This window comes from Thalassospiraceae bacterium LMO-SO8 (assembly GCA_031655335.1).
GTDB lineage: Bacteria > Pseudomonadota > Alphaproteobacteria > Rhodospirillales > Casp-alpha2 > UBA1479.
Window position 1 is genome coordinate 2678965 of the sequence record CP134226.1, and the last position, 18635, is coordinate 2697599.

14 protein-coding genes are annotated in these 18635 nt (G+C 63.0%); 10 read left to right on the forward strand and 4 right to left on the reverse strand.

Features of this window, described 5'->3' with window-relative positions:
* The first annotated feature begins 5 nt into the window (after window positions 1-5).
* The 4 genes from RJ527_12840 to RJ527_12855 all read left to right on the forward strand — a co-directional run bounded on the left by RJ527_12840 (window position 6) and on the right by RJ527_12855 (window position 5068).
* Window positions 6-2876: a formate dehydrogenase subunit alpha gene (locus RJ527_12840; GenBank protein ID WND74925.1), complete on the forward strand. Its 2871-nt coding sequence runs from the start codon at window positions 6-8 to the stop codon at window positions 2874-2876.
* Window positions 2877-2893: 17 nt separating this feature from the next.
* Window positions 2894-3490: a formate dehydrogenase FDH3 subunit beta gene (fdh3B, locus tag RJ527_12845; protein ID WND74926.1), complete on the forward strand. Its 597-nt coding sequence runs from the start codon at window positions 2894-2896 to the stop codon at window positions 3488-3490.
* A gap of 104 nt (window positions 3491-3594) precedes the next feature.
* Entirely contained in the window at window positions 3595-3912 is a 318-nt protein-coding gene (locus tag RJ527_12850; protein ID WND74927.1) for a hypothetical protein, read from the forward strand.
* Window positions 3913-3961: 49 nt separating this feature from the next.
* Entirely contained in the window at window positions 3962-5068 is a 1107-nt protein-coding gene (locus tag RJ527_12855) for a formate dehydrogenase subunit gamma (GenBank protein ID WND74928.1), read from the forward strand.
* Between the two features lie 68 nt (window positions 5069-5136).
* Here RJ527_12855 and RJ527_12860 read toward each other — a convergent pair whose 3' ends face one another.
* Window positions 5137-6330: a hypothetical protein gene (locus RJ527_12860; GenBank protein WND74929.1), complete on the reverse strand. Its 1194-nt coding sequence runs from the start codon at window positions 6328-6330 to the stop codon at window positions 5137-5139.
* A 281-nt stretch (window positions 6331-6611) separates the two neighbouring features.
* Window positions 6612-6737 carry a hypothetical protein gene (locus RJ527_12865; protein ID WND74930.1) on the reverse strand — a complete coding sequence of 42 codons (126 nt, stop codon included), beginning with the start codon at window positions 6735-6737 and terminating at the stop codon, window positions 6612-6614.
* Window positions 6738-6952: 215 nt separating this feature from the next.
* On the opposite strand from RJ527_12865, the gene RJ527_12870 reads away from it, so the two are divergent.
* Window positions 6953-7312 carry a hypothetical protein gene (locus tag RJ527_12870; GenBank protein WND74931.1) on the forward strand — a complete coding sequence of 120 codons (360 nt, stop codon included), beginning with the start codon at window positions 6953-6955 and terminating at the stop codon, window positions 7310-7312.
* Between the two features lie 49 nt (window positions 7313-7361).
* Here the strand turns inward: RJ527_12870 and fdhF are convergent, their stop codons facing one another.
* Window positions 7362-10151, reverse strand: a complete 2790-nt coding sequence (gene fdhF, locus RJ527_12875) for a formate dehydrogenase subunit alpha (protein ID WND74932.1) — start codon at window positions 10149-10151, stop codon at window positions 7362-7364.
* Window positions 10148-11815: an NAD(P)H-dependent oxidoreductase subunit E gene (locus tag RJ527_12880; protein ID WND74933.1), complete on the reverse strand. Its 1668-nt coding sequence runs from the start codon at window positions 11813-11815 to the stop codon at window positions 10148-10150. Before RJ527_12880 ends, fdhF begins: the two co-directional genes overlap by 4 nt.
* 392 nt (window positions 11816-12207) lie before the next feature.
* On the opposite strand from RJ527_12880, the gene RJ527_12885 reads away from it, so the two are divergent.
* The 5 genes from RJ527_12885 to RJ527_12905 all read left to right on the forward strand — a co-directional run bounded on the left by RJ527_12885 (window position 12208) and on the right by RJ527_12905 (window position 18615).
* Window positions 12208-12870 carry a histidine phosphotransferase family protein gene (locus RJ527_12885; protein WND74934.1) on the forward strand — a complete coding sequence of 221 codons (663 nt, stop codon included), beginning with the start codon at window positions 12208-12210 and terminating at the stop codon, window positions 12868-12870.
* Between the two features lie 288 nt (window positions 12871-13158).
* Window positions 13159-16092, forward strand: coding sequence for a chemotaxis protein CheW (locus RJ527_12890; GenBank protein ID WND74935.1), 2934 nt, complete (start codon window positions 13159-13161; stop codon window positions 16090-16092).
* A 176-nt stretch (window positions 16093-16268) separates the two neighbouring features.
* A complete protein-coding gene (locus RJ527_12895; GenBank protein WND74936.1) occupies window positions 16269-16634 on the forward strand; it encodes a response regulator in 366 nt (121 codons plus the stop codon).
* 59 nt (window positions 16635-16693) lie between these two features.
* On the forward strand, window positions 16694-17803 hold the full coding sequence (locus RJ527_12900; protein ID WND74937.1) for a chemotaxis response regulator protein-glutamate methylesterase: 1110 nt from the start codon (window positions 16694-16696) through the stop codon (window positions 17801-17803).
* A complete protein-coding gene (locus RJ527_12905; protein ID WND74938.1) occupies window positions 17800-18615 on the forward strand; it encodes a protein-glutamate O-methyltransferase in 816 nt (271 codons plus the stop codon). Before RJ527_12900 ends, RJ527_12905 begins: the two co-directional genes overlap by 4 nt.
* Window positions 18616-18635 lie beyond the last annotated feature (20 nt).

Sequence of the window (18635 nt, forward strand, 5' to 3'; positions counted from 1 at the left end):
TTAAAATGCTCACCAAAAAGAGCGACGGGGTGGCGATAGGCCCCCGTTTGAAGCAGGCACTGGCCGGCGTGGTCGGCGGGTCCATGGACCGCCGTACGTTCCTGAAGCGTTCAGGGATCACCGCCGGGGGCGCCGCGCTTCTTTCCGCTGCACCGCTGGGCTTGGCCAAACCGGCCAAGGCGGCGACCGCGGCGGCGAAAGGCATGCAGCAAATCAAATCCGTTTGTACGCACTGTTCCGTCGGCTGCACCGTCATTGCGGAAGTCGACAACGGCGTGTGGGTCGGCCAGGAACCGGGATTCGACAGCCCGCTGAACCTGGGCTCGCATTGCGCCAAGGGTGCGTCGGTCCGTGAACACGCCCACGGTGACCGCCGGTTGAAGTATCCGATGAAGCTCGAAGGCGGCAAGTGGAAGCGGCTTTCCTGGGACGCGGCGATCAACGAAATCGGCGACAAGATGCTCGACATCCGCAAGTCGTCGGGCCCTGATTCCGTGTACTGGCTCGGTTCCGCCAAATTCAACAACGAACAGTCCTACCTGTTCCGGAAGTTCTACGCTTTCTGGGGTTCCAACAACGGCGACCATCAGGCGCGCATCTGTCACTCGACCACGGTCGCGGGCGTTGCCAACACCTGGGGCTACGGCGCCATGACGAACTCCTACAACGATATGCACAACTCGAAGGCCATGTTCTTCATCGGCTCCAACGCCGCCGAAGCGCACCCGGTCGCGATGCAGCATATCCTGAAGGCGAAAGAGCAGAACAACGCCGAACTCATCGTCTGCGACCCGCGCTTCTCGCGCACGGCAGCACACGCCGATGAATACGTGCGGTTCCGCCCGGGCACGGACGTCGCCCTGATCTGGGGCATTCTGTACCACGTCTTCGAAAACAACTGGGAAGACAAGACGTTCATCAAGCAGCGCGTCTACGGCATGGACGAAATCCGCGCCGAAGTGAAGAAATGGGATCCGGCCGAGACCGAACGGGTCACGGGCGTTCCCGGCGCGCAGTTGAAGCGCGTTGCCCGCACGCTGGCTAACAACCGTCCCGGCACCATCGTGTGGTGCATGGGGTCGACTCAGCACACCAACGGCAACAGCAATACGCGCGCCTACTGCGTGTTGCAGCTGGCCCTTGGCAACATGGGTCGTGCCGGTGGTGGCGCCAACATCTTCCGCGGTCACGACAACGTTCAGGGGGCGACCGACTTCTGCATCCTGTCGCACTCGCTGCCCGGCTATTACGGTCTGGCGACGGGGTCGTGGAAGCATTGGGCCCGTGTCTGGAAGGTCGATTACGACTATCTCCTCGGCCGCTTCGCCTCGAAGAAGCTGATGGAATCCAAGGGCATTCCGGTGTCGCGCTGGATCGACGGCGTTCTCGAAGACAAGAAGAACATGGATCAGCCGGACAACCTCCGGGCCATGGTTCTCTGGGGTCACGCCGTGAACTCCCAGACGCGTCTTCCGGAAATGAAGAAGGCGATGGAAAAGCTGGATCTGATGGTCGTTATCGATCCGGTCCCGACCTTCGCGTCCGTCATCCCGGACCGCAAGGACGGCGTTTATGTCCTGCCGGCGTCGACGCAGTTCGAAACCTATGGTTCCGTGACCGCGTCCAACCGGTCCCTGCAGTGGCGTGAAAAGGTGGTCGATCCGGTTTTCGAATCGCTGCCCGACCACGTCATCATGTACAAGTTCGCCAAGAAGCTCGGCTTCGAGAAGGAGATGTTCAAGAACATCAAGGTCACGAATGACGAGCCCTCGATCGAGGACACCACCCGCGAATACAACACGGGGATGTGGACCATCGGCTACACCGGCCAGTCGCCGGAGCGCCTGCGGGCCCACATGCAGAACCAGGCGACCTTCGACAAGACCTCGCTGAAGGCCGTTGGCGGCGCTGTCGCCGGCGACTATTACGGTCTGCCGTGGCCCTGCTGGGGCACGCCGGAGCTGAAGCATCCGGGCACGCCGATCTTGTACGACACCTCCAAGCCGGTCGCCGAAGGCGGCCTGAACTTCCGCGCTCGTTTCGGTGTGGAACGCAACGGTGTCAGCCTCCTTGCCGAAGGCTCCTACTCCGTCGGTTCGGAAATCAAGGACGGTTATCCCGAGTTCTCGATGGCGGTTCTCAAGAAGCTGGGTTGGGACAAGGACCTGACCGAAGCGGAACTGAAGGTCATCGAAGGGGTTGCCGGCGACAAGACCAACTGGAAGACCGACCTTTCGGGCGGTATCCAGCGCGTCGCCATCAAGCACGGTTGTGCGCCCTTCGGGAACGCCAAGGCCCGTGCGATCGTCTGGACCTTCCCGGATCCGGTGCCGTTGCACCGCGAACCGCTCTATACGCCCCGGCGGGATCTTCTGCCCAAGTACGAAACGTACAAGGATACGAAGAACTACCGTCTGCCGACGGCGTACGAGTCCATCCAGAAGCAGGACTTCTCCAAGAAGTTCCCGACCATCCTTACCTCCGGCCGCCTTGTTGAATACGAAGGCGGTGGTGAAGAAAGCCGCGCGAACAAGTGGCTTGCGGAACTGCAGCAGGACATGTTCTGCGAGGTCAATCCGGTCGATGCCAACAATGCCGGCATCAAGGACGGTCAGCAGATGTGGGTGTACTCGCCGGAAGGCGGCAAGGTGAAGGTCAAGGCCCTGGTCACGGAACGCGTGGCACCGGGTGTGGCCTTCATGCCGTTCCACTTCGGTGGTCACTGGCAGGGCGAAAGCCTTCGCCACAAGTATCCGGAAGGGGCCGATCCTTATGTGTTGGGCGAAGCGTCCAACATGTGCGGTACCTACGGTTACGACATCGTGACCCACATGCAAGAGACCAAGGTCACCTTGTGCCGCATCGAAACGGCCTAGGTTAGGGAGACGCAACAATGGCAAGAATGAAGTTCCTTTGTGATGCCGAGCGCTGCATTGAATGCAACGCGTGCGTTACCGCGTGTAAGAACGAGCACGAGGTACCGTGGGGCATCAACCGCCGCCGCGTCGTCACTATCCGTGACGGCCAGCCCGGCGAACGGTCCATTTCGGTGGCCTGCATGCACTGCTCCGACGCGCCGTGCATCGCGGTCTGCCCCGTGGACTGCATCTACCAGACGGAAGAAGGCGTGGTCCTGCACTCCAAGGACCTCTGCATCGGTTGCGGTTACTGCTTCTTCGCGTGCCCCTTCGGGGCGCCGCAGTACCCGCAGGCGGGCAACTTCGGAAGCCGCGGCAAGATGGACAAGTGCACCTTCTGCAACGGTGGCCCGGAAGAAGACAACTCCGCCGCCGAATTCCAGAAGTACGGCCGTAACCGCCTTGCGGAAGGCAAGTTGCCGCTGTGCGCCGAAATGTGCTCGACCAAGGCTCTCTTGGGCGGCGACGGCGACATGGTGTCCAACATCTACCGCGAGCGTGTCGTGGCCCGTGGCTTCGGGTCCGGCGCCTGGGGCTGGGGCACCGCCTATCAGTTGAAGGCGGGCTCGTAGGTCCATCCGGTAGCGTAATCTGGGAGGGGTGCCTCGCTGCAACAAGCAGAGGGGCACCCCTTTCCGGCTACTGGAACCAAACGGGGTGTGACAAGGAAATAAATATGACCGGAAAGCGCAATACGACCGCCCGCATGGTCAGGACATTGGGAGGGATCGCGATCGCCGCGATCGCGCTCACGGCCTGCCGCGCGGAGGAACAGGGCCGAATGATCCGATACGAGCCGGGTGTCTACAAGGGCAAGCCTGATGCCCAGTTGAGCGAATCTCGGCTTGAGGAACTACGCAACCGCACCCGCAGCCAAGGCGGCGCATCCGGCACCGGGTTCGCCGGGGGTGCGAAGGTTCAGGATTCAGGCGCCGACGTCAGGGTGCCCGGCGAATTGAACGAGCGCGCCCAAAATCAGGGCGGCGCGAAATAGACCCGCGCGTCCGCGCGGGTTCGCAAAAGATATGACGGGGAAACGTAATATGACCTGGTCGAACATTCGTAAATTTGCGGGAGCCCTGGCTCTCGCCTTGATGGTGGCCTATGGCGGTGCGGCGGTCCTGACCGGCTCGCCGGCACTCGACATGGCCCAGGCACAGGCGCAGACCGGCGGGCAAGTTCCCGGTGGCGCAAGCGGCGCCCTGTCCCAATCGGAAATGTGGCGCGCCGTGCGCGGGGGGATCACCGGCACGGTGTCCATTCCCGATAAGCAGGCGGGGCAACTGGTGCAGTCGGACGGCGACGTCTGGCGCGCCGCCAAGAACGGCCCGCTCAGCCAGTTCGGCGGCATTTTCCTGCTGGTGTCCGTCATCGCCATCGCCGCCTTCTTCCTGATCCGCGGCAAAATTCGGATCGACCATGGCCGCGACCCGCAGGGTCGGACCATCGAGCGCTTCAACGCGCTGGAGCGCGCGACGCACTGGTTGACGGCGTCCAGCTTCATCGTACTGGGCCTGACGGGCCTGAACGTGTCCTACGGCCGGTACGTGCTGAAACCCATTCTGGGGGCGGATGCCTTCGGGGCGCTGACCTATTACGGCAAACTGGCGCACAACTACATCGCCTTCGCCTTCATTCTGGGGATCGTGATGATGTTCTTCCTGTGGGTTCGGCATAACATTCCGACGCTGCGCGACCTGAAATGGCTGGCCATCGGCGGCGGCCTGTTTTCCAAGGGCGTGCACCCGGAAGCGCCGCGCTTCAACGCCGGTCAGAAGATCGTGTTCTGGCTGGTCATTCTGGGTGGCGCGTCGCTGACCTTGTCGGGTCTGGCGTTGATGTTCCCGGGCGATGTCCAGCCCTGGGCCGGCACGTTCGCCATCTTGAACAAGCTGGGCGCCAGTCTGCCGACGACCCTGTCGGTTCTCCAGGAAACGCAGCTTTCCGTGTTGTGGCATTCCCTGGTGGGATTGGTCATGATCGGTGCCATCATCGGCCATATCTACATCGGCTCGCTGGGCATGGAAGGCGCCATCGACGCCGTCGCCTCCGGTCAGGTCGACCTCAACTGGGCCAAGGAGCACCATTCGCTCTGGGTCGAAGAGGAAATGACCAAGGGCAACGTGGGCAACACGCAGCCGGCGGAGTGATCTCGGCACAACGAACGACGAAGGGCGGTCCCCGCAAGGACCGCCCTTTTTCATGCTCAGATGGATTGTTAGGCGATGTCGTCGGCCGCCCTGTCGTTGGCGACATAGGCGTCCGGATCACCGCCGGCATAGGCGATGGTCGAGGACGCATCTAGCATCCTGCCGTCGTTGAACTCGATCAACGGAAGACCCTTGGTCTGATAGTCCTTGAAGGTGACGGAGCCGCCGGCCTCGCCAAAGGAAACCGTCAGGTCGTCGCCGTTCACGGCGAACGAGGTGTCTTCGAAGGTCAGGCCCTTGCCCAGTTTCAGGATGCTGCGTTCGTCGGCTCCTTCGACCGTATCGTGTCCGTCCCCGGCGTAATATTCGATGTCGCCGTAGGAATCATTGAAGGTCATCTCGTCGTCGCCCAGGCCGCCGTTGGCGATCACGCGGTTTTCGACCGACGGGACAAGGCCATCCTCGGTCCATTGGTAACCGACAAGCGATTGCGCATTGTCGAAGGTCATCTTGTCGTTCCCGGTGCCGCCGTAGGCCTTTACCGCGCGGCCGGAGATGCTGACGATGTCGTCGCCGGCGCCGCCGAATGCGGTGCCGTACAGCAGATTGCCGTGCGATACGATGGTGTCGTTGCCGGCGCCGCCGAATATCTTGTGCGCGCCGCGTTCGGCGACGATGGTGTCGTCGCCGCTGCCGCCGAAGACTTCCATCATGCCGTCCTTGCCGGTGATGACGTCGTCGCCTTCGCCGCCGTTGACCAGGCCGGCCAGGCCCCGGGTGGTGATCTCGTCATTGCCGTCGTCACCGGAAATCAGGCTGGTGAAGATGGGGCCCTGTCCCGACCACGCCGAGGACGCGGAAATAACGTCGTCACCGCTGCCGCCGTTCACGGCTACTCTATGGCCCCGGGCGTCGATCGTGTCGTTCCCGGCGCCGCCTTGGACGGATACGTTGATGCCGTGGGCTTCGATTTCGTCGTCGCCGTCGCCGCCATCGATCTCTTGTTTGTATTCCGCCGATCCGTTGTCAGCCTCTGCCAGCAGTTCCGGCAACACGGCCCATTTCCGGAATGCCTGGACGAAATCGATGAACTGGCCCGTCGTGGTGTCGTCCGTCTGGCTTTCCGCTGCTGAATCCGATGGCGCCGTGCCGCCGTCAGCGGCCGCCTGCGGCTCACCTTCCATGGCTTGCCGGGTCAGGGTCTCGCGGTAATAGGAAAAATAATTGAACTGGCTGTACGAATTGTAGATGGGCGTGGTCATGGGTCCCCCTCTTGCCTCTCTGTATCCCCAAGCGAGTGGTCGCAGGGGAAAACGCAGGCAAGAAACGTGCCTTTGGGGGGTGTTTTTAAATGGTTGATAAAACGTTAATTTTTAGGGGCCGCGGGCGCACGGCCACCGCGCGGCGCGGCAATTTTTGCCGGGTTGCGTTAACCTTTTCCTAGGGGAGGGGCCTCGCGGCGGCGCGCGGCGGGCGAATTCAGCGTTAAGGAAATGCCGCGTCCGGTCGAGGTGCGGGATGAGCCAGGCTCGGCGTCAGGGGCCTAGTTCAGACGCACGTTGCTCGTCGAATACTTCTCGCCCGCGGTCATGTTCGTGGCGTTCAAGGCGAAGCCCGCGACGACGGCGATGATGACGGCGGCAATGGTCCCGGTCCAGAATGATTGCATGTTTCCACCCCTTCTTATCAAACCGCTGGCGGTTGTTCGCCCGGCGGCTGTAGGTATGGGTATTTTAGTGGATTGCCGCGCCGATTCAACTCACGCTTCCATGCTGTGGAAATGGGGCGTCCGGCGGCGCGGTGGAAGGGGTGCTCGCGCATGACAGGCGTGCGCCCAGGGGTTATGCTGGTCCGGTCAAATGAAAAGCCGTTAAAGGGGGTATCATGTCCGACAACAGCGGCGAAGACGCGCAGGAAGCTTCGCGGATCTTCGTAAAGCATCTTGAGGATTCCGGGTTCTTCAATCAAATCAAAGAGTTGGAGGGGAACCTCACGAAGATTGCCGAAGAGCTGCAAAGCTTCGGGAAGGCTGCCCAGGCACGCATGGAGGAATCCGAGAATTTGGCGGCTCATATCCTGGCCATCGAATCGATTCTCGCCGTTATGATCAAGTCGTCCGGCGTGACGCTGGAAGAGGTGAAGGCCGAGGTCAAGGACCGCACGGCGGCGATCTCCGGCGTCGAGGACGGCAGCCCGTCCGTCCACGCCATCGCCGAGGACATCGTCAAGCGCGGGCAGGCATGAAAACGGGGGCTTGAGCCCCCGTTTCCCAACGCAATTATTTTTCCTGGTCTTATTCCGCCGCCACCTGGGCGTCCGGCACCTTTTCCACGCGCGCCGCGCAGAATTTGAACTCGGGGATCTTGCCCACCGGGTCGAGCTGCGGGTTGGTCAGGATATTGGCCGCCGCCTCGTGGAAGCAGAACGGGATGAAGATCATGCCGTCGGCCACGTCGCGGTCGGCGCGGACCTTCAGCTCGATTTCGCCGCGGCGGGTCGCCACCTTCACCATGTCGCCGGGCGCCAGGCCCTTTTCGCCCATGGTGTAGGGGTTCATGCTGACCACGGGTTCCGGCTCCAGCAGGTTGAGGACCGTGGCCCGGCGGGTCATCGCCCCCGTGTGCCAATGCTCCAGCATGCGGCCCGTGGTCAGGACCAGCGGAAACTCGTCGTCGGGCAGTTCATCCGGCGGCACCAGTTGTGCGGGCACCAGTTTTGCGCGGCCCGACGCCGTCGGGAAACCGTCGCCGAAGATGATGTTCTCGCCGTGGCTGTCTTCGGACTTGCACGGATAGATGATGCTGTCCTCGTTCTCCAGGCGCTCCCAGGTGATGTTGTCGAGGGACCGCATGGTCTTTTTCATTTCATTGAACACGTCCATGGGCCCGGAATAATTCCAGTTCAGGCCCAGGCGGTTGGCGATCTCCTGGATGATCCACCAGTCCTGGCGCACCTCGCCGGGCATGTCGACCACGGGCCGCGCCATCTGGACTTGGCGGTTGGTGTTGGAGAACGTGCCCGCCTTTTCCGGGAAGGCCGAGGCCGGCAAGACGACATCGGCGTGGAAGCAGGTCTCGGTGAAGAAGATATCCTGCACCACCAGATGCTCAAGCTTGGCCAGCGCTTCGCGGGCGTGGCGGGCGTCCGGGTCGGACATGGCCGGATTTTCGCCCATGATGTACATGGCCTTGATCTCGTCGGCCAGGATCGCGTGGATGATCTCGACCACCGTCAGGCCGCGTTCCCGGGGCAGGTCGACGCCCCACAGGTCTTCGTAGGTGGCGCGGATGTCGGCGGCCTCGACCGATTTGTAATCGGGATAGACCATGGGGATCAGGCCCGCGTCGGATGCCCCCTGGACGTTGTTCTGGCCGCGCAGCGGATGCAGGCCCGTGCCGGGGCGGCCGATTTGGCCGGTGATCATGCTGAGCGCGATCAGGCAGCGCGCGTTGTCGGTGCCGTGGACGTGCTGGCTGATGCCCATGCCCCAGAAGATCAGCGAGCGGTCGGCGGTCGCGTAATCGCGGGCGACCTCGCGGATGACCTTGGCCTCGATGCCGCACACGGCCTCCATGGCTTCGGGCGAGAACTGCTTCGAGTTCTCCTTCAGTGCCTCGAAGCCCTCCGTGTTGGCCTGGACGTACTGAACGTCGGTCAGGCCCTCGTCGATGATCGTATGGATCATGGCGTTGAGAAGGGCCACGTCCTGGCCCGCCTTGAACTGCAGGTGGCGGGTCGCGTGACGCGACAGGTCCTGGCGGCGCGGGTCCATGACGTAGAGCCGCTTCCCCTGCTTGGCGGCGTTCTTCAGGAACGTCGCGGCGACGGGATGGTTTTGGGTCGGGCGCGCGCCGATCACGATGATGACGTCGGAATCCTTGGCGTCGTTGAACGATGCCGTGACGGCGCCGGAATTCATGCCTTCCATCAACGCCGCCACCGACGACGCATGACACAGCCGCGTGCAGTGATCGACGTTGTTGGTGCGGAAGCCCTGGCGGACCAGTTTCTGGACCATGTAGGCTTCTTCGTTCGAGCCCTTGGCGGACCCGAACCCGGCCATGGCCGAAGGGCCGTCGCGGTCGAGCACCTTCTTCAGTCCGGCGGCGGCGAGGTCGAGGGCTTCGTCCCAGCTCGCTTCCCGGAAATGGGTCAGCGGATTGCTCGGATCGAGCTCCATTTCCCCATTTTTTTCAATGCCTTCCTTGCGGATCAGCGGTTTGGTCAGGCGGTGCGGGTGATCGACGTAGTCGAACCCGAAGCGGCCCTTCACGCACAGACGGTTTTCGTTGGCATAGCCGTCCTTGCCTTCGACATAGACGATCTTGTTGTCCTTGACGTGGAACGTGGCCTGGCAACCGACGCCGCAATAGGGGCACAGGCTGTCGACCTTGCGGTCCGGCTTGCCGACATGGACCTGCTTCTCGTCGACCATGGTCGACGGCATCAGGGCGCCGGTCGGGCAGGCCTGCACGCATTCGCCGCAGGCGACGCAGGTGCTGTCGCCCATGGGATCGTCCATGTCGAACACGATCTTGGATTTGTGGCCGCGGCCCGCCATGCCGATGACGTCGTTGACCTGGACCTCGCGGCAGGCGCGGACGCACAGGTTGCACTGAATGCAGGCGTCCAGGTTGACGGCCATGGCGGTGTGCGAGCGGTCGGGCGCCGGGCAGGCGGCGCGGGCCTCGAAACGGCTGTCGGCGATACCGGCCTTGTCGGCCCAGTACCAGAACAGGGAGTCCGGGTCATGGGCCTCGCGGCGTTCCGGCTGGTCGGACAGCAGCAGTTCCAGCACCATGCGCCGCGCCTTGGTCGCGCGCTCGTTGTCGGTTGTGACCTCCATGCCTTCCGTCGGCTGGCGCCGACAGCTGGGGGCCAGCACGCGCTCGCCCTTGATCTCGACCATGCAGGCGCGGCAGTTGGCGTCGGGCCGGTACCCCTTTTTCGGGCGGTGGCACAGGTGGGGGATGGTGTTGCCGTTCCGTTTGGCGACGTCCCAGATGGTCTCGCCGGCCCTGGCTTCGGCCGGCTGGCCGTCCAGGGTGAACTTGATCGTTTCGCTCATGTCCTTGGCGCTCATTGCACGTCCTCCCGGAAGAAGCGCAGCGCCGCCTGCACCGGATTGGGCGCTGCCTGACCCAGGCCGCAGATCGATGCATCGCGCATGGCCTGGCTCAGCTCATCAATCAGATCGGCATCCCATTTGGGCTTGTCGATCAATTTCAGCATTTTTTCGCAGCCGACACGGCAGGGCGTGCACTGGCCGCAGCTTTCGTCCTCGAAGAACCGGATCAGGTTCTTGCAGATTTCCTTGACGTCGTCCTGTTCGGAGAAGATCACGACCGCGGACGAGCCGATGAAGCAGCCGTGCTTGTCCAGGGTGCCGAAGTCCAGCGGTTCGTCCGCCAGGCTTTCCGGCAGGATGCCGCCGGACGCACCGCCCGGCAGGTAGGACTTGAAGGTATGGCCGTCGGCCATGCCGCCGCAATAATCCTCGACCAGCTGGCGCGCCGTGGTGCCAGCGGGGGCCAGTTTGACCCCCGGCTCCTTGACCCGGCCCGAGACCGAGAAGAAGTGGGGCCGGCCCTGGTCCTGATACCACTGAGGCCCGTGCTCGATGATCTTAGGCAGCCAGTAGACCGTTTCCACGTTGTTGATCAGCGTGGGGCGGCCCCACAGGCCCGCCTGGGCCGGGAACGGCGGGCGGTTGCGCGGCAGGCCGCGCTTGCCCTCGATGCTTTCCAGCATGCCGGATTCCTCGCCGCAGATGTAGGCCCCGGCGCCGCGCCGCACGTGCAACTCGATGTCGCCGTTCAGGCCCGCGTCCTCGACCTTCTTGATTTCGGTCAGCAGAACCTCGCGGCAGGCGGGATATTCGTCGCGCAGGTAGATATAGACGGCTGCCGCTTCGACCGACCAGGCGGCGATCAGGGCGCCCTCGATGACCCGGTGGGGGTCGGTCTCGAAACAGTGGCGGTCCTTGAAGGTGCCGGGCTCGCCCTCGTCGGCGTTGATGGCGACCAGGCGCGGCTTCGGCGCGTTCTTCATGAAGCCCCATTTGGTGGCCGTCGGAAAGCCCGCGCCGCCCAGTCCGCGCAGGCCGGATTCTTTAATGACGCCAATAGCTTCGTCACGATCGCGCGCGCCCTTGAGGCAATCGCTCAGGACTTTGTAGCCGCCTTCGGCAAGATAGGCGGCCAAGTCCTTATAGGCGGGCAGGTCCATGGTGACCTGACCGGCCTCGACGGCGGCCTTCACGCTGTCGGCGTCGGCGTGGAAGATCTGGCGTTGCTTGACCACGGCGACCGGCGCCTTATCGCAGGCACCGACGCAGGGGGCGTGGATGACGCGCACGTCCGGCCCCAGGATGGATTTCAACTGCGCCGTCAGGGCGCCCGAGCCCTTCATCTCGCAGGTGATCGAATCACAGACCCGCACGGTCAGGGCCGGCGGGGCGTCCTCGCCTTGCTTCACCACGTCGAAGTGATGGTAGAAGGTCGCGACTTCGTAGACTTCCGTCTGGGCCAGCCGCAGTTCAGTGGCCAGCGCCGCCATATGGGCGTCGGACAGGTGGCCGAAGGCGTCCTGGATCAGGTGCAGGTATTCGATCAGGTATTCGCGGCGCCGCGGCTGATCGCCCAGAAGACGTTGCACATCGGCGATGGCCTGATCGGTGACCTGGCGGCCCTTTCCGAAGGCGGCGCGCTCGCGGCGGCGTCCTTTCTGGGCGGTAGCGGTGGACATGCGGGCTTCCTCCTTGGTCTTATGCGGGTCCGGTTGATGCGGGCCTCGTTTACTGTCGCGCCGGACGTTTCGCCGACGGCGGTGAATTATGTCGCGAAACGGCGCGGGCCATTACCGAATTCTCTGGAAATTTGAGCAATAACCCCGGTTTCCGTGTTGGCATTTGGTATACCACAGGCTTTCTATAACATGATCGGGACGCTTCGGGAAGCGGTGAAAAGGCGCTTTTCGCATCCTTGAGGTGCTGGGATGCCGGTTCCGGGATGACGCTCCCCACCCGTGGCCGGGTGGCCGGGCTTGGGCCTTGTGCCCCGGGGGCGGGTCGGCAATAGTCGGTCTTGGCACCGCCTTGCGGAGGGCTGAACGGACGACGACCGAGGACATTCAGGGACATGACCGCAGACATTCACCTTGCCCAGTTGCTGTGCTCGCGCCTGTGCCATGATCTGGTCGGACCGGCGGGTGCCGTCAACGCGGGTCTGGAGTTGGCTGAAGACGGTGATTTGGACGGCGATGCCCTGGATCTGGTGACCTCGAGCGCCGCCGAGGTCACGCGCCGCTTGGCATTCTTCCGCATCGCCTTCGGCGCGGCCGGCGGCAAGGCCTCCGCCGTCGGCACGCTGAGCCTCAACGAGGCCCGGGAACTGGCGGGCGAAATGCTGGCGGGCGGCAAGGCCGAACTGGGATGGCCGGAAAGCAGTCATGCTCCCGATAGTCTGCCCGCGGGCGTCGGCAAGGTGCTGCTTCTTATGATCTTGCTGGCGTCCGAATGCCTGCCCCGGGGGGGCGCGGTCACGGTTCACACGGCGGCTCTGCCTGAAGGCGCTGGCCTTGCCGTAAGCGCCCAGGGCGCCGGGGCGGTGCTCAAGCCCGATTTGATGGCGGCCCTTGACCCGGACGCGGACGAAGACGTGGTGAATGCGCGCACCGTGCATGCCCATTTTGCCCAAGTGCTGGCGCGCGCCGAAGGCGGGCGTATCGAGACCTCCGATGAAGGCGACGGCGAAATCCGCTTCATGGCGCTGTTTCCGCAGGATAGGGGCGGGCGGGAATAGGGGCGGGCGGTGACCGCAACCGCCCCCGATGTCGCGGCTAGGCCATCAGTCATAGTGGAATCCGGGTGAATTCATTTGCCGCCCTGTGGTGGTTTTGCTTTAATTTCCCGAGCCTTAGAAATTTTCATACCGGGAGGCGGCGCGGACGGTCGGAATCACGGCGGAATTCGCGTGTTCTCCCGATGCGGGACTAACGTAGACGGCGTGCAATAGGCCGAAACGCCTTTGTTGCACACCAATTTATGCGGAAACTTATGTTCGGGGCCGCCGGCTCCCAGGAGCGCACAGATGGACGACCTTCTCACTGAATTCCTTACCGAGACCTCGGAAAACCTTGCCGTGCTCGATGTCGAACTGGTCAAGTTCGAACAAGAACCGGACAATAAGGCAATTCTCGGGAACATTTTCCGTCTGGTCCATACCATCAAGGGGACCTGCGGGTTCCTGGGGCTGCCGCGTTTGGAATCGGTGGCCCATGCCGGTGAGAACGTGCTCGGCAAGTTCCGCGACGGCGAGTTGGAAGTCACGCCCGAGGCGGTGACGCTCATTCTCAAATGCCTGGACTGCGTCCGCGACCTGCTGGGCAAGCTCGAAGAAACGGGGTCAGAGCCTGAAGGCGACGACCAGGAACTGATCGATGATCTGAACGCCTATGCGGAAGGTGGCGGCGCCAAGGCGGCGCCGGCGGCCCCCGCTGCTGCAGCCTCCGCGGGCGGCGCCGCCGCGGTCAATGAATTCGGTGCCCCGGTGGCGGCCGAACTGCTGGCCGAGGTCGAAGCCGCGACGGCCCAGGGGGTGAAGGCCGCATCCCAGGAGCAGCTTGAGGCTGAACTGGCCGCCGAGCGCGCCGCCGAGGCCGCCAAGGCCGCCACGCCGGCGACCAATGAACATGGCGCCCCCGTGGCCCAGGAACTTTTGGACGAGGTCGAGGCCGCCCAGGTGGCCGGCGCCCGCGCCGCGACGGAAGCGGAACTGCGCGCCGAGATGGAGCGGGAGCGCGAAGCCGAAAAGGCGTCCAAGGCCGGCGTGCCGGCCCCCGCCCCGTCCAAGGATGCGGAAAAGAAGGACACGGGCAAGTCCGGGGGCGGTGTCGCCGCATCGTCGATCCGCGTCAACGTTGACGTTCTGGAAGACCTCATGACTCTGGTCTCCGAACTGGTGCTGACCCGCAACCAGCTGCTGCAGATGGTGCGCGGCCTGGACGACAGCGAATTCACGGTGCCGTTGCAGCGCCTGTCGCATATCACCACGGATTTGCAGGAAGGCGTCATGAAGACGCGGATGCAGCCGATCGGCAATGCCTGGGCCAAGCTGCCGCGTATCGTGCGTGACCTGGCCGTTGAATCGGGCAAGAAGATCGAGCTGGTCATGCTCGGCGCGGAAACCGAATTGGACCGCCAGGTTCTGGAGCTGATCAAGGATCCGCTGACTCATATGGTCCGCAACTCGGCCGACCACGGGCTTGAAGACATCGAGGGCCGCCAGGCCGCCGGCAAGTCCGATACCGGGACCATCACCTTGAACGCCTACCACGAAGGCGGCCACATCATCATCGAGATCGCCGACGACGGACGCGGCCTGAACATCGACCGCATCAAGCAGAAGGCGCTGGAAAACGGCCTGACGACCGAAGCCGACCTGGGGCAGATGACCGATCAGCAGATCGGCATGTTCATCTTCAAGGCCGGGTTTTCGACGGCGGAAAAGATCACCAACGTGTCGGGCCGCGGCGTCGGCATGGACGTGGTGCGCACCAACATCGAGAAAATCGGCGGCACCGTCGAATTGAAGACGACGCCGGGCAAGGGCTCGACCTTCACCATCAAGATTCCGCTGACCCTGGCCATCGTTTCGGCCCTGATCGTCGAGTGCTGCGGCGAACGCTTTGCGGTGCCGCAGATCAGCGTTCTGGAACTGGTCCGCGCCTCCGCGCAGTCGGAAAACGCCATCGAGATGATCAACGAATCAGCCGTGCTGCGCCTGCGTGACCGGCTGTTGCCGCTGATTTCGCTGCGCGAGTTGCTGCGCCTTCAGGACCCGCCCGAGGCCGACAAGAGCGACGGCGGCGGCAAGGACGGGGACGCGGCGCCCAAAACCACCGACGCTCTGGTGGCGGAAGCGATCGCCGACGACGAGGAAGTGTTCATCGTCGTCACTCAGGTCGGCTCCAACACCTTCGGCATCATCGTCGACCGGGTGTTCGATACCGAGGAAATCGTGGTCAAGCCGGTGGCGCCGATCCTGCGCGACATCACCTTCTATTCCGGCAACACGATCCTCGGCGACGGCAGCGTGATCATGATCCTGGATCCCAACGGCATCGCCGAGGCCGCCGGGGAAATGGATACCGAGCACCGTTCGGAAGCCGATATCCAGGCCGTGTCGACGGACGAGGAAACGACGTCTCTGCTGGTGTTCCGTGCCGGCGGACCGGAACTCAAGGCCGTGCCGTTGGCCCTGGTTGCGCGACTCGAAGAGATCGACATGTCCGAGACCGAAACCTCGCACGGTCAGGTCATGGTGCAGTACCGCGAACAGTTGATGCCGCTGGTCCCGTTCGCCGCTACCCATCAGTTCAAGGAAACGGGCCGCCAGCCGATCCTGGTGTTCACCGACCGCGAACGCTCCATGGGGCTGGTCGTGGACGAGATCGTCGATATCGTCGACGACCGCCTGAAGATCGAACTGACCACGGATATCCCGGGCCTGATCGGCAGTGCCGTCATTGCCGGCAAGGCGACGGACGTGATCGACGCGGGCTACTTCCTGACTCAGGCGTTCTCCGACTGGTTCGGCTCCGCGGATACCGCGGAAATCGAAAGTGCTTCGGGGAGGCGCCGTCGCGCGCTTCTGATCGACGACAGCCCGTTTTTCCGCAACCTCCTGGCGCCGCTGCTGTCGGTCGCGGGGTGGCAGGTCACGGCGCTGCAAAGCGCCCAGGAAGCGCTGACCATGCGCGACAAGGGTGCGGCCTTTGACGTCATCATTTCCGACATCGAAATGCCGGGGATGAACGGTTTCGAGTTCGCGAGCGAAGTTCGCCGCGGCGGGGCGTGGGAAAAAGTGCCCATGGTGGCGCTGTCGGCCCGTGCCACGAGCGCCGATTTCGAACGTGGACGTGACGCGGGTTTCAATGATTACGTGGCAAAATTCGACCGTGAGGCCCTGGTTTCCAGCTTGGCGCAGACTGTCGCAGGGGCGGCGTCCGGCCGCGCGGGCTAGGGTTTTGGCCGTTCGTTCGAAACGCATGGCGTAAGGATCGTTATTGCGATATCAGCATAAGTCCTGTTATCCAGGTTGGTGCAGTCGGCATCTGGGAGTGCAGGGAAACTTACGGATGGCAGCCGAGGTAACGGTAATCCGTATGCAACCGAAGACGAACTGACGCGGGTGGGCTAATGAAATCTTGTCTGATCGTTGACGACTCGAAAGTAATCCGGATGGTCGCGCGGAAGATCCTCGAAGAACTCAGCTTCGAGACGATTGAGGCGGCTGATGGCCAGGAAGCCCTGGATGCGTGCAAGCAAAAGCTGCCCGACGCCGTGTTGCTGGATTGGAACATGCCGGTGATGAGTGGCATCGAGTTTTTGCGGGAATTGCGCGCGCTGCCGGGTGGTGGTGGCCCGATTGTCGTGTTCTGCACCACTGAAAACGACATCCAGCATATCCAGGAAGCGATCGAAGCTGGTGCGAATGAGTACATCATGAAGCCATTCGACAGCGAGATTATCCAAGCGAAGTTCTCGCAGGTCGGCCTTCTTTAACTGTCTGCCGACCGACGGGCGGCGGATGTGGTTTATCGCGACGCGATAAGGGGTTACGGATGACGAGTGACGAAGTCCGCGTCATGTTGGTCGATGATTCCGCCGTGATCCGCGGCCTGATCGCGCGCATGATCGAGGGCGAGCCGGGCTTGCGTGTCGCTGCGTCGGTCGGCAACGGCCAGATGGCCGTGGACCGCCTGAAAGCGAACCCCGTCGACGTCATCATCCTGGACATCGAAATGCCGGTGATGGACGGCCTGACGGCGATTCCGAAGCTTTTGGAGATCAAACCCGACGTCAAGATCATCATGGCGTCGACCTTGACGGAAAAGAACGCCGACATCAGCCTGCGCGCCCTTCAGGCCGGCGCGACGGATTATGTCCCGAAGCCGACGGCGACGCGTGAGATTTCCGGCGGCGAAACGTTCAAGCACGAGCTTTTGGAAAAGATCCGCCAACTCGGCCTGATCAGCCGGCGTCCGCCGTCGACGCCGGGCGCCGCGTCGGCCGTTCCGGTGCCCAAGGAACGGGTCGCCAAGCCGCTTTACGAAAAACCTGTGCAGTTGCGGACGGACGGCGGGACGATCCGCCCGCGCATTTTGGCGGTCGGCAGCTCGACCGGCGGACCGCAGGCCCTGTTCCAGCTTTTCAAGGACATTCGGCCCGATATCAACATCCCGGTGGTGGTGACCCAGCACATGCCGGCGACCTTTACCACCATTCTGGCGGAGCATATCGCCAAGGCCAGCGGCTGGCCCTGCGCCGAGGCCACCGACGGCATGTCCCTGCAGCCGGGCCATATCTACGTGGCGCCGGGCAATTTTCATATGACGGTTGAAAAATCCGGGACGGGCATGGTGATCCGCACCAACCAAGACCCGCCCGAGAATTTCTGCCGGCCTTCCGTGGATCCCATGCTGCGGTCGCTCGCGGCCGAATTCGGCGGCGCGGTTCTGACGGTCATTTTGACCGGGATGGGGCATGACGGCCGCGATGGCGCCAAGGTCCTGGTCGAAGCGGGTGGCACGGTTATTGCGCAAGACGAGGCCTCTAGTGTTGTTTGGGGAATGCCGGGCGCGGTTGCCACGGCCGGTTTGTGTAATGCGGTTCTGCCGCTTAAGGATTTGGGCCCGCATGTCATGAGTAAGTTGCGCACGAGGGCCGCATGAAGCCGGATGATTTCCAGTTCATGTCGACGATGCTGAAGCAGCGTTCGGGCTTGGTCCTGAACGAGGATAAGGCTTATCTGCTGGAAAGCCGCCTGATGCCCGTGGCCCGTGCCCACAACATCAAGGGCGTCGAGGAACTGATCGCGGAAATCCGCAAGTCGAACAACGAGGCGATAATCGTCGAGGTCACGGAAGCGATGACCACGAACGAATCGTTTTTCTTCCGCGATATCAAGCCCTTCGACCTGTTCCGCGAGCACGTTCTGCCGCATATGCTGGAAAAGTGCGCCGCCAAGAAATCCCTGCGCATCTGGTGCGCCGCCGCGTCGAACGGGCAGGAGCCTTATTCGTTGGCCATGCTTCTCAAGGAAGCAGGGGGCCAACTCGCCGGTTGGCGGATCGAGATCATCGGCACAGACATTTCCCGCCAGGTTCTGAAGAAGGCGGAAAACGGGCTCTATTCCCAGTTCGAGGTGCAGCGCGGCCTGCCCATCACCATGCTGGTCAAGTATTTCGACAAGGTGGATGATCAATGGCAGTTGAAGCCCGAAATCCGCGCCATGGTTCAGTACAAGTACTATAACCTTCTTGAAAACCTGGCGCCTTTGGGCAAGTTCGACGTGGTGTTCTGCCGCAACGTGCTGATCTATTTCGATCAGCCGACCAAGACCAAGGTGTTGGCCGGCGTGGCGGATCTGATGCCCGATTACGGAATGCTGTTCCTGGGTGGGGCCGAAACGGTTCTCGGCGTGTCGGACAAGTTCGCCCCGGTGGCGGGCCAACGCGGCGTCTACGCCCTGACCGGAAAATAGGCCCCGGGCCTAATCCCTTA

What these genes read in the sequence shown, in the direction of transcription:
- RJ527_12840 (WND74925.1), top strand. Translation starts at nt 6, where the DNA reads ATGCTCACCAAAAAGAGCGACGGGGTGGCGATAGGCCCCCGTTTGAAG.
- fdh3B (WND74926.1), top strand. Translation starts at nt 2,894, where the DNA reads ATGGCAAGAATGAAGTTCCTTTGTGATGCCGAGCGCTGCATTGAATGC.
- RJ527_12850 (WND74927.1), top strand. Translation starts at nt 3,595, where the DNA reads ATGACCGGAAAGCGCAATACGACCGCCCGCATGGTCAGGACATTGGGA.
- RJ527_12855 (WND74928.1), top strand. Translation starts at nt 3,962, where the DNA reads ATGACCTGGTCGAACATTCGTAAATTTGCGGGAGCCCTGGCTCTCGCC.
- RJ527_12860 (WND74929.1), bottom strand. Translation starts at nt 6,330, where the DNA reads ATGACCACGCCCATCTACAATTCGTACAGCCAGTTCAATTATTTTTCC.
- RJ527_12865 (WND74930.1), bottom strand. Translation starts at nt 6,737, where the DNA reads ATGCAATCATTCTGGACCGGGACCATTGCCGCCGTCATCATCGCCGTC.
- RJ527_12870 (WND74931.1), top strand. Translation starts at nt 6,953, where the DNA reads ATGTCCGACAACAGCGGCGAAGACGCGCAGGAAGCTTCGCGGATCTTC.
- fdhF (WND74932.1), bottom strand. Translation starts at nt 10,151, where the DNA reads ATGAGCGCCAAGGACATGAGCGAAACGATCAAGTTCACCCTGGACGGC.
- RJ527_12880 (WND74933.1), bottom strand. Translation starts at nt 11,815, where the DNA reads ATGTCCACCGCTACCGCCCAGAAAGGACGCCGCCGCGAGCGCGCCGCC.
- RJ527_12885 (WND74934.1), top strand. Translation starts at nt 12,208, where the DNA reads ATGACCGCAGACATTCACCTTGCCCAGTTGCTGTGCTCGCGCCTGTGC.
- RJ527_12890 (WND74935.1), top strand. Translation starts at nt 13,159, where the DNA reads ATGGACGACCTTCTCACTGAATTCCTTACCGAGACCTCGGAAAACCTT.
- RJ527_12895 (WND74936.1), top strand. Translation starts at nt 16,269, where the DNA reads ATGAAATCTTGTCTGATCGTTGACGACTCGAAAGTAATCCGGATGGTC.
- RJ527_12900 (WND74937.1), top strand. Translation starts at nt 16,694, where the DNA reads ATGACGAGTGACGAAGTCCGCGTCATGTTGGTCGATGATTCCGCCGTG.
- RJ527_12905 (WND74938.1), top strand. Translation starts at nt 17,800, where the DNA reads ATGAAGCCGGATGATTTCCAGTTCATGTCGACGATGCTGAAGCAGCGT.